The organism is Bacillus toyonensis BCT-7112 (assembly GCF_000496285.1).
GTDB classification, from domain to species: domain Bacteria; phylum Bacillota; class Bacilli; order Bacillales; family Bacillaceae_G; genus Bacillus_A; species Bacillus_A toyonensis.
In genome coordinates, this window is sequence record NC_022781.1 from 1481897 (window position 1) to 1498328 (window position 16432).

Genomic DNA, 16432 nt, shown 5'->3' on the forward strand with positions numbered 1-16432 from the left:
ATCCACTTCCAACTTATTTTCGATTCCGTAACCATAAGACAAATATATTGATAAAGAGTAACAGACCTAGCAAAACAATCATCCCAGCTGCTGCTACATACTGAAATTCTTCTTGTGGTCTACTCATCCAATTAAAAATTTGAATTGGTAAAACTGTAAATCTATCAAACATACTAAATGGAACATAATTTGCAAACGCTAATGCTCCGATTACTAACAACGGTGCCGCTTCTCCAATTGCTCTTGATACCGCTAACGTACAACCCGTTATAATTCCTGGGAAAGCTACCGGCAATACAATTTGATACATCGTTTGCCACTTCGTAGCACCTAATCCGTAAGAAGCCTCTAATAATGAACTTGGTACAGATCGTATCGCTTCTTGACTAGCTACAACAACTGTCGGTAAGACGAGCAAACTCATCGTCAGCGCCGCTGCAACAATACTCTCGCCTAAATGAAGAGCATATACAAAAATAGTTAAGCCAAGTAATCCAAATACAACGGAAGGTACTCCTGCTAACGTTTGATTATTAATTTCTATTACCTTTTTAAATATAGATTCCTTCGCATATTGCTCTAAATAAAGGGCAGTCCCGACTCCAAATATAAACGAGACCGGTATAACAATACTCATAAATAATATTGTCCCCGACAAAGCTGCAGCAATCCCGGCTTCTTTCGGATTACGTGAAGCGAAGTTTGTAAAGAAATCTATTGAAAGATAGCTTAACCCTTTTTCAAAAATTTGAAAAAGCAAAATAAGCAAAATTACGATTGAAAACAAAATTGCTATATAAAATAACAATTTGTAAATTCGATCTTTAAAAAAACGTGATGCCATATTTTCTTGTATTTTTTTATGATTCAACATTCGCATATTATGTCACCCTCCTAAAACGGCGCACAATATACTGCGAAATGATGTTCATTATAAAAGTAAACAAGAATAACGTTGCGCCTACGGCATACATACTGTAATAAGCAATCGTTCCATGCGGAGCATCGCCTAAACTCACTTGCACAATATAGGCTGTTAACGTTTGAATAGAGTGCGTCGGATCCAGCGATACATTCGGTGTGGATCCCGCTGCAATTACAACTATCATTGTTTCACCGATTGCCCTAGAAGCCGCTAATATAATCGCTGCCATAATTCCTGTAAAAGCTGCGGGAAACACTACTTGTTTTACCATCTCAAACCGAGTCGCACCGAGCGCTAACGAGGCTTCTTTCGTTCCTTTCGCCACAGCTCTCATCGAGTCTTCAGATAAAGATGCAACTGTAGGTATCATCATAAATCCAATCACGATTCCTGGACTAATTGCATTAAAAAACTGTAAATTCGGTATCATTCGTTGTAAAAGTGGCGTGACAACTGTTAATGCAAAAAAACCATATACAATTGTCGGGATACCTGCTAATAGTTCTAACATCGGCTTTAATATTTTTCGCGCACCGTTTGAAGCGTATTCGCTCAAAAATACAGCACACGCTAAACCGATAGGAATTGCTACAAACATGGCGATTGCTGTTACAAGGACTGTTCCACATATAAGTGGTAATATACCGAATTTAGGATCTTCAAAAAACGGTAACCATTCTTTCTCCGTCAAAAAGGAGTATAATGATATTTTTTGAAAAAACATCATTGTTTCATTTGCCAACGTAAAAATAATTCCAATTGTCGTCACAATAGACACACTAGCAATTATTTTTAATAATAATGGAACTATTTGATTGATTCGTTGCATTTTTTTTCTTTGTTTTGTATTTCTTTCAATCAAATGTTGTACAGAAAATGTAATTTGACTTTTGTCATTATGAGCCAAAGATGAAAACCCCTTTCCACCCTGACATTACCTTTTGATTTCTGTTAACATTCGCAGCTGTTCATTATATTTTTCTTTTCGTAATTTTACATATCCAACCTCTTCAGCGAGGTTACCAACATGTTTGATCATAAACTCAACATAATTTGCTACATTTATTTTTTGTCGGATAGATGCATCATTCACATAAGTAAATAACGATCTAGATAACGGCTTATAATCACCTGATTGAATAGTCTCTTTCGTCGGAAATACACCGTTCACTTTTATCGCTTTCACCCTATCTCGATTGGCCATATAATAAGCATATCCTACAAAAGCAATGGCATTTTTATCATGCATTACTCCTTGCATAATAACTTGATCATCTTCAGACAAAGAGACTTTTTTTACAATGCGACGATTTTGTAAGATGACATTTTGAAAATAATCATAAGTACCAGAGTCTACACCTGGTGCATAAAACTTCACTTGTGCACGTGGCCATGTTGAATGAACTTGCGACCATCGCTTCTCTCTTCCATCTTCACTCCATAAGAGACGTAACTCGTCTACTGTCATATTGTCTACCCAAGTATTGTGACGATTTACAACAATCGTAAGACCATCATAAGCAACCTCAAAGGGTGTAAACTGAATGGAGTTATTCTTCATTTCATTTTCTTCCACTTGTTTCATTACTCTCGAAGCATTATTTATATCCACTTCTCCTTTACTGAAACGATTAAATCCTCCTCCAGTTCCAGAAACACTAATAGAAATTTTCACGTTTGGATGCTCCTTTGTATATTCCTCCGCTACTGCTTCTATAATAGGAAAAACCGTTGAGGATCCATCAACTCTCACTTCTCCCATTTCGTTCACAGCAAATGCAGTAGATATGCCAAAACAAAGGAACCATGTCGATAATATAAAAACTTTAATCGATGCACTCATCCATTTCACGTGTTCTTCCTCCTAGAAGTAACCGGAAATAACAGGATTACAGATATAAGAATACTGCTAAACTATTAATTCGGTTTTAATTGTTTGTAAAAGTTTTGTAAAGTTCCACAGGAATCAACATAAGATAAAACTTTAATCAGTAGCCGCTATTCATTTCCACCGATAATTAATTAGTCCATAAGACAGTTATCCCCCTATACACAATATAAAATTATCATTTGTGAGACCGCGTGCTTTTTCCAATATTTTATACTTGTCCACATTTATTACACGATATGCATAAACCATAAAAAAAAGCACACTATCTTTTCAGATAGTGTGCTTTTTTTACAACTTTTTTATTCCTCATCTTGATCTTCTTTTTCATTTTTATTATCTTTTGCATCTTTTGGAGCTTCACCATTTATTTCTTGGTTTTTCAAATCAAAGTAAGCATCCATAATTTCACGACTAATATATCCATTAATACCAGTCTTATCATCATGTACCCACGGAACAACAACAGAAAATGCTACTTCAGGGTCTTCAAGTGGCGCATAACCTACTAATGTTAAGTTATAAACTTGAACACGCTCACCTTTTGCATTTCTACCAATCTCTTTATCTCCGCCATACACAGTTTGGGCTGTACCGGTTTTCCCTGCAGCTTTATATTTTGCACCTGTAAAGTATTTTGTAGCTGTACCACCCGAATCGTTAAATACTTGTCTGAATCCTTCTTGAACACGTTTAATTTGTGATTCAGGCATATCAATACGATTTAGCACTTTCGGTTCCATCGAATGAACAACTTTTCCAACTTCCTCCGGTTTCACTGCCGGTTGACGAATCTCTTTCACAACTTGCGGCTGCATACGATATCCACCATTGGCAATTGTTGAAATATACTGAGCTAATTGAAGTGGTGTATACGTATCATATTGACCGATTGCATAATCAAGTAAAAACCCTGGGATATTGTCTGTTCTACCCATCTGACCAGCAGATTCATTCGGTAAATCAATTCCTGTTTTTACACCTAATCCAAACTGCCCGAAATAGTAACGCATCGTATCAAATGATTTTTGTTTTATATCTAACGTACCACCTCTCACATATGGAACATTAGCAATATTCATCGCTGTTTTAAACATATATACGTTAGAAGACATTTTTAACGCTGTAAGATCATTAATATATCCCATTGTTTTCCAAGATGATTTCGTCGGTGTACCTTTTAATTTGATTGGTTCATCTAACTGTACCGATCCTGGTTGAATTGCACCTGTTTGATACCCTGTCAGAATCGTTGCACCTTTTACTGTTGAACCTACAGGATACGAGCTTGTCATCGTACCTAAAGCGAAATCTTTCACATCAGTTTTTCCTTCATCATTCGTAACAAGCTGTTTTCCAGCCATAGATAACACTTCACCGTTTTTCGGATTCGTCATAACAACGAAAGCACGATCTAAAAGAGGTTCCGCTCCTTTAAATCTCATTAAGTTTTTCGCAAGAATATCTTCCACACGCTTTTGTAATTCCATATCAATTGTTAAGTTCAGGTCATTACCGCTTTGTCCTTGCGATACATTAATCGTTTCCAAAATATTACCATTTTTATCTGTAATATTTTTCACTTCTGCTTTCGTACCGTGCAGGCTATCTTCATATTGCTGTTCAAGATAACTTTTCCCTACTCGGTCATTTCGATTATAATCACGAACCAGATAGTAATCTAGTCTTTCTCTCGGTAAACCTTCATCCGCCGTCGACACCCCACCAAGAACACTTCGGAATAAATCATCATACGTATATTTTCGATCCCAATCAACATTCGTATCTACACCTGGTAATGTTGCTAGGCTCTCGCTAATAATCGCATATTCTTTTTCTGTAGCATCTTTTTTAATAACTTGAGGTGTCATTGCATATCCGCCGTCCATCTTACTTTTAATCGCTAGTATTTCTAAATCTTTTGCGGATAATTGATTAATCTCTTCTTCTGTTACACGACTTCGTTGACGCTCGTCTAATTCTTTATCGTCAATTTTGTTATCTTTCAATTCTTGACGATCTTTACTCGTAATTTTTGTTTTCGCTTCCTCTTTATGCATCGCAATCCAATAATCTTTTTTATCTCGATCTGTTAATTTATCTGTCGGTACTTCAATCAACTCTGCTAATTTTTTCGCTGTTTCTAAGCGATCTTCTGCAGTTGATCCTTTCATTTTTGTAAATGTAATAGTACGAACAGCTGTATTATCTACTACAGGTCGCCCATAGCGGTCAAAGATTTTCCCGCGCGGTACAGGATTACTTATCGTTGAATTCTCTTTCTTCTCTACTTCATTCTTATATTCCTCACCACGAACAATTTGTACATATCCGAGCCTTACAATAACCGCGGAGAACATTAAAAATACGCAAAAAAACAGCACGTTTAATCGAAAAGGAACGTGAGTTTTTTCTTTTGTTGTTTCTGCTTCTTGCTCATACAAACCCCCTCTACCAACAGCTATGTAATGTGAAAGGGACACCTTCATACAGGTGTCCTCACTGCTGTCTTACATCTTTTTCTATTTTAGCATAAAACAAACGATAAGTTAACCTTCTGGTTCAGTTTGATTCTGAGTAGTTTCTTGCGCTACAACGCTGGTTTTCCCCACATTTCCCTCATCATATTTGACATTTTTAATTGCAAAATAAATAAGAAAATGTCCAGCACCTAAAATACATAGTAAGAAAGGTAAACTTTTTTCAGGCGGAAAGAATAACACAGCACATAAAAAACTTAAAACCGAACAAATCCTTCCAGCATTTAACCATAATTCCCGGACAACTACATACTCTACACGCCACTCTCTCGCATTTTTCGCTCTACCAATTACGTCATATGTCATTGACCCGTACGGAACGAGTAAAATAGGGTATGCGATCGCGATACATGCTGCATAAATAAGTAATTTTGTGTATGTAACATTGAATATAACTAAAAATACGACCGCATATAAAATAATGCCTCCAAGCAAAATCGCTTTTTTTCGCCACTCTTTCTTCAACATACGAGCAACTAAGTAGTAACATACAAATGATACAGCGGAGTTGACTAAGCTATATTTCCCTAATGCGAGCTCACTATCGGTTGCTAAGTACACATATACTGAAATAACAAAAATAAATGTTCCCTCTCTCAACCCTTGGAAAAAATGAGCACGTGTAATTCTCCCCCAATTTTTATCAATCCGTCGCTCCTTCAATACTTTTGTAATTTCATAACGCCCTTCACATTCTCTCTTAGATAAAAAAAAGCTTAAAACGACAGCAATTGCAAATAGCACTAATGAAAGAAAGAATATGACAGTATAACCACTCCATTTTGCCATACGTGAAATTGTGTATCCTGCCGCTATCGGTCCAATCATTCCAGAGAAGGATGTAAGAAGTCCAAGAAACCCATTAAAGAAATCTCTTGTTTCTGGTTCTGTAATCTCAAATGTCAATAAGTTAAACGCGAGCCAATAAAAACCATATCCGACTCCTAAAAGAGCCCCCATTAATAAAATATAGTGAGAAGCGCTTTTTCCCGCTACTAAAACAACGATAAAAAAAATTGCTAACGTGCCTACGCCTATTCGTAACAAGATTGAGCGGTCAATACGTTTCGCTAATTTCCCACCTATAAGAAATGTGAGAGGCTGCAATACAACGCTGGCCAAATTATACAAGCCAAGATTCACATAATTTTGTGTTTGTTTCCATAAATAAATATTAACAAACGTATTCGATAAAGAAATTGCGAGCGTGTATAAACCTCCAATAAGGAGCAATAACACTAAATCCCGATTCACTTCAACGTCACCAATTATATGTTTCCACTTCATACACAACTCTCCTTTACTTCATGTTCTAGTCTTCCAAAGACAAGCCCAATTATGTAAAAGGAAAGCATAGAAAAAAGCTAGGAGCATTCTCCTAGCTTTTTTCTATAATTATTATAATTATTTTGCTTCTTGGTAACGTTTTTCAGCAGCGTTCCAATCTACAACGTTCCAGAATGCACCGATGTAGTCTGGACGACGGTTTTGGTAATTTAAGTAGTAAGCATGCTCCCAAACATCTAAACCGATAACTGGAGTTTTACCTTCAGTTAGAGGAGAATCTTGGTTTGGCGTGCTTGTTACTTCTAACTCACCATTGTTTACTACTAACCAAGCCCAACCAGAACCGAAGCGAGTTGCGCCAGCTTTTGCGAATTCTTCTTTGAATGCATCGAAGCTACCGAATTTCGCTTCAATCGCAGTTGCAAGTTCGCCTACTGGTTGTCCCCCGCCGTTTGGAGAAAGAATTGTCCAGAAGAATGTATGGTTAGCATGTCCACCACCATTGTTACGTACTGCTGTACGGATTGCTTCTGGTACTTCGTTTAAGTTTGCAACTAATTCTTCAACGCTTTTGTCAGCTAGTTCTGCATGACCTTCTAAAGCAGCGTTTAAGTTTGTAATGTACGTGTTGTGATGTTTTGTATGATGGATGTTCATTGTTTCTTTGTCAAAGTGAGGCTCTAAAGCATCATACGCATAAGGTAAGTTTGGTAATTCGTGTTTTGCCATTGTTATATTCCTCCCAGTTTATGTATTGCCACCATATGTGTGACATACAACTTCATTCTACCCTAATTGCCATAGGGTGCAAACAAATAAATCACATTGTCTTGCTATCATTAAAGTAGCAAAATTCCCACTTCTTTTCAATTAAAATGCTCATATATTCCGTAAAAAAAGCTTCCTTCTACAAGGAAGCTTCCTGCTGACATAATAAACATGCGAAATGGGTATGGACCCTGTAGGACTCGAACCTACGACCGGACGGTTATGAGCCGTCTGCTCTAACCAGCTGAGCTAAGGGTCCATAATTATGTATGTAATAACATATTAAACAACTGAATTCCTATCGGATATATCCTTTAAGAAATGTAAGATAAATTTACCATATAAAAAAGAAAAGTGTCAATTGTATTTTTCTCATTTAAAAGAAGAAAATTATTAAAAAGAAATTTAGTTATCTCCACTATATGTAAATATAATATATCTTGAGATTCTCTAGATTCCTACGTTACAATGACTTTATACATACATAAAGGAAGTGAATCTATGTCCATTTTTAAACAGCTAGCAAAAAGCGTATATTCGCCTAAAGATATTGCGCTTTTCCGTTTTCAAAAAATCGGTAAAACCATTTTGTATATTATGCTTCTTTGCCTAATCACTACTATTCCAAGAACTTTCTTGTACGGTAGCGTTATTCAAGACGGTGTTAATATGGTAAATAAAGTAATCGAAAAAGATTTACCTGATTTTAAAATTGAAAATGGCGAACTAACAGCAGATATTGATCAACCTATCGAAAAAGAAGATGGAAATGCCCTTTTCGTATTTGATCCAAATTCAACAAACTTAGAAAAATATCAAAATAAAACGGGTTTATTTGTTTTAAAAGATAAAGTAGTCTCCATGGGAAATGGTCAAACACAAACGTATTCCTATAACGACTTATTAGGTGCATCTCTTGAGAAAAAAGATTTACAAGACTTTATTTCTCTATTCGATAGTATCTATCCAATTTTATTATTTGTTATCGGATTTTTAGTGTACCTATTCCAATTATTCATTACTTTTGTAGGCGTGACTTTACTTGCGTTCATCGGTTCTGCTATGAGCGGACAACGTAAATTATCCTACAAACAAGTTTGGACATTAACTGCTTACAGTTACACAATTCCAACAATCTTCTTTATGATTATGGATTTATTTAAAATCGTCGTACCTGGTTCAACATTCATTTATATCGCAGTTGTTTTAATTGTTCTATACTTAACACTTAAAGAAGTTCCACAACCGAAAGAAAAATAAGAACGATAAAAAATGCCTAAATAGGCATTTTTTTTTTGGACAAGCATATATTCCTAGCAAAGGAGTGAAGAATATGAAGAGATTAGGTATATTCTTATTCGTGCTTGTTCTCGGTTATATATTTTATTACGATATAAAAATCGGTACTTTACCGATGTTAAGTTCATACAAAAAAACAACAGCTGCTCAAACTATAAAAAAAGAAGAAACAACTACAAAACAAAGCAAAAAGGAAGAAACAGATGTTACTTATAAAGCAATTGAAGTAAAAACTGGTGAGACCGTTCTTTCGATTACAGAACAAATTAATAAGAAAAAAATCCCTTCTATTGAAAAGGTAATTGATGACTTTAAACAATTAAATAAAAGTACATCTGCTACAAAAATTCAAATTGGAAAGACTTATAAATTCCCGTTATATCAATAAGCGATCACTTAATCCTTGTCAATTACATAAAGGCGCTGATACAATAGTAAAAGTGAAACCGAGCACTTCGGTTTCTATAGCCCTATATCACGTATACTATCATTGATATGAGGGACTAAATAAGAAACTTCTTTTATAAGGAGAGCGATCTATTCGTGAATGAAATGACTCATCGTACAAAAACACGTCCAGTTAAAGTCGGTAATTTAACAATTGGCGGTAATAATGAATTAATTATACAAAGTATGACAACAACAAAAACACATGATGTTGAAGCAACAGTTGCTGAAATTAAACGTTTAGAAGAAGCTGGTTGTCAGGTTGTTCGTGTTGCCGTTCCAGATGAACGCGCAGCAAATGCTATTGCTAATATTAAAAAACAAATCAACATTCCACTTGTTGCTGATATTCATTTTGATTATCGCCTTGCTTTAAAAGCAATTGAAGGTGGCATTGATAAAGTACGTATCAATCCAGGTAACATTGGTCGTCGCCATAAAGTAGAAGCTGTTGTAAATGCAGCAAAAGAGCGTGGCATTCCAATCCGTATCGGTGTAAACGCTGGTTCATTAGAGCGTCACATTTTAGAAAAGTACGGATACCCAACTGCAGATGGCATGGTTGAGAGCGCACTACATCACATTAAAATTTTAGAGGACTTAGATTTCCACGATATTATCGTATCTATGAAAGCCTCTGATGTTAACTTAGCAATTGAAGCATATGAAAAAGCTGCTCGCGCTTTTGATTATCCATTACATTTAGGTATTACAGAATCTGGCACATTGTTTGCTGGAACTGTAAAAAGTGCCGCTGGTCTTGGAGCAATTTTAAGTAAAGGCATCGGAAACACACTTCGTATTTCATTAAGTGCTGATCCAGTTGAAGAAGTAAAAGTTGCACGTGAACTATTAAAGTCATTCGGTCTTGCATCTAATGCAGCAACACTTATCTCTTGTCCAACTTGCGGTCGTATTGAAATTGATTTAATTAGCATCGCTAACGAAGTGGAAGAATATATTTCTACACTGCAAGTACCAATTAAAGTTGCAGTACTTGGTTGCGCTGTAAACGGCCCTGGTGAAGCTCGTGAAGCTGATATCGGTATTGCCGGTGCACGTGGAGAAGGATTATTATTCCGTAAAGGGCAAGTTGTTCGTAAAGTACCAGAAGAAACAATGGTAGAAGAACTGAAAAAAGAAATCGATGTAATTGCTGCTGAAATGGCTGCTGAAAGAGATAAAGAAAAAGAAACACAAGAACAATAAAAAGAAGGTTGCCCACAATATTTGTGAGCAACCTTCTTTTTTATGCAAAAAAGCTCGTCAGTTATATAACCGACGAGTTTTTATTTTGCACACTTTGGACAACGGCCGTATATTTCAAATTTATGCCCTGTTACTTCATAACCGTTAAAATCTTTATTCATAAAATCCATTGGACAGGAAGTAATCTCTTTCGTTCCCCCGCAATCTAAACAAATAAAATGATGATGATGTTCCATAATGGAACATGTAAAACGAAAATGTTTTTCACCATTTAATTCTGTTTGTTCTAAAACGCCGATTTCAGCAAAAACCGTTAAGTTACGATAAATCGTATCAAAACTAAGACCTGGATAATCATCCTTCATATGCTCTAAAACATCTTTTGCTGTTAAATAACGATTGTGAGCTGCAAATAATCTGAGCATCTCTTCCCTTTTCCCAGTATGTTTGTATCCTTTTTCTTTCATTAGGCGTAAAGCTTCTGTTAGATTCATACCTATCCCTACTTTATGCAGTTTTTTTCTTCTTCCATAAAATCGCACCGATTAAAATAAGAACTGCTATCATAACAATTGTACCACCTGGTGCTAGATCAAGTTGATACGAAGCAAACATTCCACCAATTACTGCAATTTCACCAAATAAAATGGAAAAGAAAATTGTTTGTTTAAATCCTTTAGCAATACGAATACTTGCTGCAACTGGTAACGTCATTAATGAGGATACGAGAAGAACACCTACTACACGCATTGATACTGCAATGACAAGAGCAACTAATATAATGAAGATAAAGTGAATCCATTTTGCCCTTAAACCAGTTGATACTGCGTATTCCTCATCAAATGATAATAAAAACAGCTCTTTATATAATAAAATAATTGTCGCAATAACAACAATTGCTACAATCCCAATAATAATTAAATCCGTACTCGTTACAGCACTTACACTACCAAATAAATAACTAAATAAGTCTGTGTTAAATCCATTTGCAAGTGAAATGAAAATAACTCCAATTCCCATTCCTGCTGAAAGAATAATCGGAATTGCTAATTCTTGATAATGCTTATATACAGTTCGTAACTTTTCAATTAGTAACGCTCCCCCAATCGAGAAAATCATCCCCATATATAGGGGATTTAAAAAGCCACCTGTAAAAATTGTTTTTTCAAGTAGTAAACTTGCTGCAATACCTGATAACGTCACGTGACTTAATGCATCTGCAATAAGAGATAAACGACGAATAACAACAAACACACCGATAAGCGGTGCAACAAGTCCAATTAAAATACCTGCATATAAAGAATTACGTAAAAAGTCATATTGTAAAAAATCTTGTATCATTATATCCTCCCGTGATGCTCATGCTCGTGTTTTAAACGATGGACATGATGTCCATATAAGACGGACATTTCTGCATCTTCTAACTCTCGGAACTCCTTTACATTCCCATGAAAATGTAAATGTTGGTTTAGACATGCAACATGTGTTACTTTCTCGGTAACAGCCCCCATATCATGAGTAACAAGAATTAATGTAATCCCAAGCCTTTTGTTTAAATCCTCTAATATCTCATAAAAACTTTCCACATTTTTCACATCAATCCCAACAGTAGGCTCGTCCAAAATAAGTAATTCAGGATCACTAACGAGCGCACGAGCAATAAATACACGTTGTTGTTGTCCACCAGAAAGCTCTCCAATATTGCGACCTTGAAATTCACTCATCCCTACATCAGCAATCGCCTTTTCTACCTTCGCCTTGTCGTCTTTCGTGAAAAAGCGAAAAAGACCTTTTTTCGAAACGAGCCCCATTGACACAACTTCAAAAACAGTTGCTGGAAAACCAGAGTTGAAACTATTTGCCTTTTGGGATACATAGCCAAGTTTGTTCCATTCTTTAAACTTCTTGCTATCAACACCAAACAAGCGAATACTCCCTTGTTTAGGCTTTAAAACGCCTAATAAACATTTTAGTAAAGTGGATTTCCCAGAACCATTTGGCCCAACTAAACCTAAAAAAGCTCCCTTCGGAACTTGCAAATTAATATTTTCTAACACATTTCGATCTTCATATCGAAACGTTAATCCTTCTATTTCCAATATATTATTCATAGCATCTCACCTATTTTAATTCAGAATGATTCCGATTTATATCTATTTGAATTATAGTACAGCTTATTATAGTTGTAAACCAATCTGCCTAAATTATATCTATTTTTTCAAGAAACCTTACTATTATAACAAAAAGCAGAGAAAAATTCTCTGCTTTCGAAAAATATTCCAAGTAACTTTTTAGTGGATAGCTGATTTAAACTTACCACCATTTGTTTCTTGTGTACTCATAATCGTAACAAATGCATTTTCATCAATTTCATGCACAATTGATTTTAACTTCGTCACTTCCAAACGCGTTACAACTGCATAAATAACTTCTTTTTCTTTATCCGTGTAACCACCTTTGGCTACAAGCTTTGTAGTTCCACGACCGAGACGATGCAAAATGGCATTTGATACTTCCTCATACTGATCTGATACAATTAAAACTGCTTTCGTTTCATCTAAACCTTGAATTACCGTATCAATTGTTTTGAATGCAATATAGTACGTCATAACAGAATACATAGCTTGTTCGACACCAAATACAAATGCTGCCCATGCAAAAACAAATAAGTTCACAAACATTACGAATTCACCAACAGAAAACGGTAATTTCTTCGTTAATAAAATCCCCATAATTTCTGTTCCGTCCATTGATCCGCCATGACGAATAACAAGTCCTACACCAAGCCCCAAAATAAGGCCACCAAAAACTGTTGCTAAAATGGGCTCAGTTGTAAATGGTGGAACAGCATGTAATGTCGATTCAATAAATGCTAAAGCTACAATCCCAAATGCTGAGGATAACATAAATGTTTTTCCGATTTGCTTATACCCAGAGTACATAAACGGAATGTTGAGGATAACAACTAAAGTAGAAAAACTTAACCACCAAATATTAGGAGTAAGATAATCTAATATAAGAGAAATACCAATAATTCCACCATCAATAATTTTATTTGGCATTAAGAATAATTCAATCGCTACCGCCGCGCACGCTGCCCCAAAAATAATCATTACTAAACGATAAATGAGATGGATAACGCTTTCTTTTCGATGTTGCTTTTGTTCCATAAGTCCTCCTTATATTCTTTTTCTGTAGTTTTGTCCTTACATTATAACATACGCTTCTTTTCCTCATGAAAAAAGAAACTCTATAAGAATATGTACAAGCTACGCACTCATATATTTCGATAGAAGAACGTATGAAGGAGGATAACTCGATGAATCTCATTAAACAAATTGTGAATAAAAAATTAAATCATATTTCTACAAAAGAGTTATTGAAATATAGTAAAGAATATGAAGTTTCAATTACAACTGCACAAGCTGATCAAATTGTTTTACTTATGAAAGGAAAGAATATTAACATTTATGATAATAATGAGCGACTAGAACTCTTAAAACAAATCGCAAAAGTAACTTCCCCTGCTACCGCGCAACAAGTAAACACTTTATTTCAGCAACTACTAAAATAAGGAGGGGATACCCCCCTCCTTATTGCGCTTTAATTTTTTCAAGAATCCCCTCATCAAAAGTACCGTTTTTCAGCATTTCGATTTCTAATTTATATGGTGGCTTCTTATCTTTTTTATCTTCACCTACATATGGTGTTTCAAGAATTTTTGGCACGTTCATTAACTGCGGATGATGTACAATATGATGCAATGCTTTATAACCGATATGACCAAAACCGATATTTTCGTGACGGTCCTTTCCGGCCCCACGCACATTTTTACTATCATTAATATGAAGCACTTGTAATCGATCTACACCAACAATCTTGTCAAATTCGTTCAATACACCGTCAAAATCATTTACAATATCATAACCCGCATCATGCGTATGACACGTATCAAAACATACAGATATCTTTTCATTATATTTTACACCATCAATAATCTTTGCAATTTCCTCAAAGCTACGACCACACTCTGTTCCTTTTCCAGCCATCGTCTCTAGCGCAATGTTAACCGTCTGTTCAGGCGTTATTACTTCATTAAGCCCTTTAATAATTTGTTGAATACCTGCATCTGCTCCAGCACCAACGTGCGCTCCTGGGTGAAGAACAATTTGTTTCGCAACACCTAATGCCGCTGTTCTTTCAATTTCCATGCGCAGGAAGTCTACACCTAATTGGAATGTTTCTGGCTTCGTCGTATTACCAACGTTAATAATATATGGTGCATGGACGATAATTTCCTCAATACCATTCAGTTCCATATGTTTACGTCCTGCTTCTATGTTCAATTCTTCAATTGGTTTTCTTCGTGTATTTTGCGGTGCACCTGTATAAATCATAAACGTCGTTGCACCGTATGAAACAGCCTCTTCACTTGCTGCTAATAACATTTTCTTACCACTCATTGAGACATGAGATCCAATCTTTAACATACAATCACCTCTTCAATATACAATAGTTATAATGATAGCATAATTTGTAGAAATATGTAGTGAATTGTTTGTTCACAAAAAACGCACTACACAAATTTATATGACTATTTAAACAGACTATACTCTTCATTTAAATGAACTGGATTAAGTGAAGCTTTAATCCATATTTTTCTACCCATATTGATTACGACTCTCACAAATAGCTGCAATAAAAAAAGATAAGGGAAATCCCTTATCTTTTTTTATTGCTATATTTTTTCTTCACTTTGTCACGTTCTGTTGCAAGTTTTCGCTTATAGTTTGGTTTTACTTTTTTCGGCTTTTTAACAACTTTTGTTGCCATAACATCTAGTCCATCATTTGGTTTTTTACGACTCTTACGACGACGACGGTCACCTAAATCCGCCCACTCATCTCCGCGTAAATCTACATGCTTAAATTCGATATGACGTTGTTTTTCCAAACTATCTAACGCTTCTTCATTTGCTGGATCATAAATTGTCACTGCAATCCCTGAATGACCCGCACGTGCAGTTCTTCCAACGCGGTGAACGAAGAAATCTAAATCTGATGGAAGTTCATAGTTAATAACATGGCTAATTCCTTCAATATCAATACCGCGTGCCGCTAAATCTGTTGCGACAATGTATTGGAACTCTAAATCACGAACTTGTTTCATCATTTTTTTACGATCACGTGGTGATAAATCACCGTGTATACGCCCTACTTTTAACCCACGTTCAGCTAATCCATCGGCTACTTCATCAGCCTTCTTCTTCGTGTTTGTAAACACAATTGCTAAGTACGGTTTAAATTGAAGTAGCATATTTTTCACTAATTCAATTTTATTACGGTGTCTTGAAGGCACAAGGTAATGCTCAATATTTCCTGCTGCAACTTGTTTCGGATTAATATGAATATGTTCTGGATTCTCCATATATTTCTTCAAAAATGGTTTTAATTTTTGAGGAATTGTTGCAGAGAAAACTAGCATTTGCAAGTTTTTAGGCATACGTGCTGCAATTTTATCTACATCTTGAATGAATCCCATATCAAGCATTAAATCCGCTTCATCGACAATAATAGTATCCGCTTTATAAACAAATAGCGCCTTTTCTTCTACTAAGTCTTTAATACGTCCTGGTGTTCCAACTACAATATGTGGTTGTTTTTTCAACTTTTCAATCGATCGTTGTTTATCAGTTCCACCAATTAAACAACGTGCTGTAATCATTTGATCTTCTGCACAGAACTTTGTTAATTTCACGATTTCTTCGTAAATTTGTTGTGCTAACTCACGAGTAGGAGCTGTAATAACAAGCTGTACTTCTTCACGACTTGGATTAATTCTGTTTAATGTAGGAAGTAAGTATGCATGTGTTTTCCCAGAACCTGTTTGGGATTGTCCAATTACACTTACACCTTTTTTCACGACCGGGAAAATTTTCTGTTGAATTCCTGTCGGCTCTGTAAAGCGTAGTTCACGAATTGCATCTATTAAAAATGGTTTAAAATCATACTGTGTAAAAGTTTGTTGTGTCATAAGTTACACCTTCTTTCTAAATTTCTACTGCGCGCA

16 protein-coding genes and 1 tRNA gene are annotated in these 16432 nt (G+C 35.6%); 4 read left to right on the top strand and 13 right to left on the bottom strand.

From position 1 onward, the window contains the following. Positions 1 to 13: 13 nt before the first annotated feature. From pstA to BTOYO_RS07655, 7 genes are all read right to left on the bottom strand, one after another. A complete protein-coding gene (gene pstA / locus BTOYO_RS07625) occupies positions 14 to 880 on the bottom strand; it encodes a phosphate ABC transporter permease PstA (protein WP_001242538.1) in 867 nt (288 codons plus the stop codon). 1 nt (position 881) lies between these two features. Next, entirely contained in the window at positions 882 to 1832 is a 951-nt protein-coding gene (gene pstC / locus BTOYO_RS07630; protein WP_000940896.1) for a phosphate ABC transporter permease subunit PstC, read from the bottom strand. Between the two features lie 27 nt (positions 1833 to 1859). Further along, positions 1860 to 2777 (bottom strand): PstS family phosphate ABC transporter substrate-binding protein, encoded by a 918-nt coding sequence (locus BTOYO_RS07635; RefSeq protein WP_000871833.1) that lies wholly within the window; start codon positions 2775 to 2777, stop codon positions 1860 to 1862. Positions 2778 to 3115: 338 nt separating this feature from the next. Then, a complete protein-coding gene (locus tag BTOYO_RS07640) occupies positions 3116 to 5173 on the bottom strand; it encodes a peptidoglycan D,D-transpeptidase FtsI family protein (RefSeq protein WP_002039608.1) in 2058 nt (685 codons plus the stop codon). Positions 5174 to 5362: 189 nt separating this feature from the next. Beyond that, the gene (locus BTOYO_RS07645) at positions 5363 to 6640 is read right to left on the bottom strand and encodes an MFS transporter (RefSeq protein ID WP_000871363.1); all 1278 of its coding nucleotides are present in this window, start codon (positions 6638 to 6640) and stop codon (positions 5363 to 5365) included. Positions 6641 to 6757: 117 nt separating this feature from the next. Further along, a complete protein-coding gene (gene sodA / locus BTOYO_RS07650; RefSeq protein WP_001052031.1) occupies positions 6758 to 7369 on the bottom strand; it encodes a superoxide dismutase [Mn] in 612 nt (203 codons plus the stop codon). A gap of 224 nt (positions 7370 to 7593) precedes the next feature. Next, positions 7594 to 7667, bottom strand: a tRNA-Ile gene (locus BTOYO_RS07655). Between the two features lie 242 nt (positions 7668 to 7909). On the opposite strand from BTOYO_RS07655, the gene BTOYO_RS07660 reads away from it, so the two are divergent. From BTOYO_RS07660 to ispG, 3 genes are all read left to right on the top strand, one after another. Next, positions 7910 to 8668: a DUF1189 domain-containing protein gene (locus tag BTOYO_RS07660; protein ID WP_000021678.1), complete on the top strand. Its 759-nt coding sequence runs from the start codon at positions 7910 to 7912 to the stop codon at positions 8666 to 8668. A gap of 73 nt (positions 8669 to 8741) precedes the next feature. After that, positions 8742 to 9095, top strand: coding sequence for a hypothetical protein (locus BTOYO_RS07665; protein WP_000825413.1), 354 nt, complete (start codon positions 8742 to 8744; stop codon positions 9093 to 9095). A 164-nt stretch (positions 9096 to 9259) separates the two neighbouring features. Further along, positions 9260 to 10363: a flavodoxin-dependent (E)-4-hydroxy-3-methylbut-2-enyl-diphosphate synthase gene (gene ispG / locus BTOYO_RS07670; protein ID WP_162148120.1), complete on the top strand. Its 1104-nt coding sequence runs from the start codon at positions 9260 to 9262 to the stop codon at positions 10361 to 10363. A gap of 80 nt (positions 10364 to 10443) precedes the next feature. Here the strand turns inward: ispG and BTOYO_RS07675 are convergent, their stop codons facing one another. The 4 genes from BTOYO_RS07675 to BTOYO_RS07690 all read right to left on the bottom strand — a co-directional run bounded on the left by BTOYO_RS07675 (position 10444) and on the right by BTOYO_RS07690 (position 13533). Next, complete coding sequence (locus tag BTOYO_RS07675; protein WP_001054515.1) at positions 10444 to 10857, bottom strand: Fur family transcriptional regulator; 414 nt, start codon at positions 10855 to 10857, stop codon at positions 10444 to 10446. Positions 10858 to 10870: 13 nt separating this feature from the next. Then, positions 10871 to 11704 carry a metal ABC transporter permease gene (locus tag BTOYO_RS07680; RefSeq protein WP_000613814.1) on the bottom strand — a complete coding sequence of 278 codons (834 nt, stop codon included), beginning with the start codon at positions 11702 to 11704 and terminating at the stop codon, positions 10871 to 10873. After that, positions 11704 to 12474, bottom strand: a complete 771-nt coding sequence (locus BTOYO_RS07685; protein WP_001059665.1) for a metal ABC transporter ATP-binding protein — start codon at positions 12472 to 12474, stop codon at positions 11704 to 11706. Before BTOYO_RS07685 ends, BTOYO_RS07680 begins: the two co-directional genes overlap by 1 nt. Positions 12475 to 12654: 180 nt before the next feature. Continuing rightward, a complete protein-coding gene (locus BTOYO_RS07690; protein WP_000435959.1) occupies positions 12655 to 13533 on the bottom strand; it encodes a YitT family protein in 879 nt (292 codons plus the stop codon). A gap of 149 nt (positions 13534 to 13682) precedes the next feature. Between BTOYO_RS07690 and BTOYO_RS07695 the strand changes: the two genes are divergently transcribed. After that, entirely contained in the window at positions 13683 to 13937 is a 255-nt protein-coding gene (locus BTOYO_RS07695; protein WP_001048958.1) for a DUF2624 domain-containing protein, read from the top strand. Between the two features lie 19 nt (positions 13938 to 13956). Here BTOYO_RS07695 and BTOYO_RS07700 read toward each other — a convergent pair whose 3' ends face one another. Further along, positions 13957 to 14853: a deoxyribonuclease IV gene (locus BTOYO_RS07700; protein WP_000912445.1), complete on the bottom strand. Its 897-nt coding sequence runs from the start codon at positions 14851 to 14853 to the stop codon at positions 13957 to 13959. Positions 14854 to 15085: 232 nt separating this feature from the next. Next, positions 15086 to 16396, bottom strand: a complete 1311-nt coding sequence (locus BTOYO_RS07705; RefSeq protein WP_000194009.1) for a DEAD/DEAH box helicase — start codon at positions 16394 to 16396, stop codon at positions 15086 to 15088. Positions 16397 to 16432: the final 36 nt, after the last annotated feature.

Bases quoted from the DNA above. Each gene is read 5' to 3' on its own strand.
- BTOYO_RS07680 (WP_000613814.1), bottom strand. From the start codon at position 11,704: ATGATACAAGATTTTTTACAATATGACTTTTTACGTAATTCTTTATAT.
- BTOYO_RS07685 (WP_001059665.1), bottom strand. From the start codon at position 12,474: ATGAATAATATATTGGAAATAGAAGGATTAACGTTTCGATATGAAGAT.
- BTOYO_RS07675 (WP_001054515.1), bottom strand. From the start codon at position 10,857: ATGAATCTAACAGAAGCTTTACGCCTAATGAAAGAAAAAGGATACAAA.
- pstA (WP_001242538.1), bottom strand. From the start codon at position 880: ATGCGAATGTTGAATCATAAAAAAATACAAGAAAATATGGCATCACGT.
- sodA (WP_001052031.1), bottom strand. From the start codon at position 7,369: ATGGCAAAACACGAATTACCAAACTTACCTTATGCGTATGATGCTTTA.
- BTOYO_RS07660 (WP_000021678.1), top strand. From the start codon at position 7,910: ATGTCCATTTTTAAACAGCTAGCAAAAAGCGTATATTCGCCTAAAGAT.
- BTOYO_RS07695 (WP_001048958.1), top strand. From the start codon at position 13,683: ATGAATCTCATTAAACAAATTGTGAATAAAAAATTAAATCATATTTCT.
- BTOYO_RS07690 (WP_000435959.1), bottom strand. From the start codon at position 13,533: ATGGAACAAAAGCAACATCGAAAAGAAAGCGTTATCCATCTCATTTAT.
- BTOYO_RS07705 (WP_000194009.1), bottom strand. From the start codon at position 16,396: ATGACACAACAAACTTTTACACAGTATGATTTTAAACCATTTTTAATA.
- BTOYO_RS07665 (WP_000825413.1), top strand. From the start codon at position 8,742: ATGAAGAGATTAGGTATATTCTTATTCGTGCTTGTTCTCGGTTATATA.
- ispG (WP_162148120.1), top strand. From the start codon at position 9,260: ATGACTCATCGTACAAAAACACGTCCAGTTAAAGTCGGTAATTTAACA.
- BTOYO_RS07640 (WP_002039608.1), bottom strand. From the start codon at position 5,173: ATGTTCTCCGCGGTTATTGTAAGGCTCGGATATGTACAAATTGTTCGT.
- BTOYO_RS07700 (WP_000912445.1), bottom strand. From the start codon at position 14,853: ATGTTAAAGATTGGATCTCATGTCTCAATGAGTGGTAAGAAAATGTTA.
- BTOYO_RS07645 (WP_000871363.1), bottom strand. From the start codon at position 6,640: ATGAAGTGGAAACATATAATTGGTGACGTTGAAGTGAATCGGGATTTA.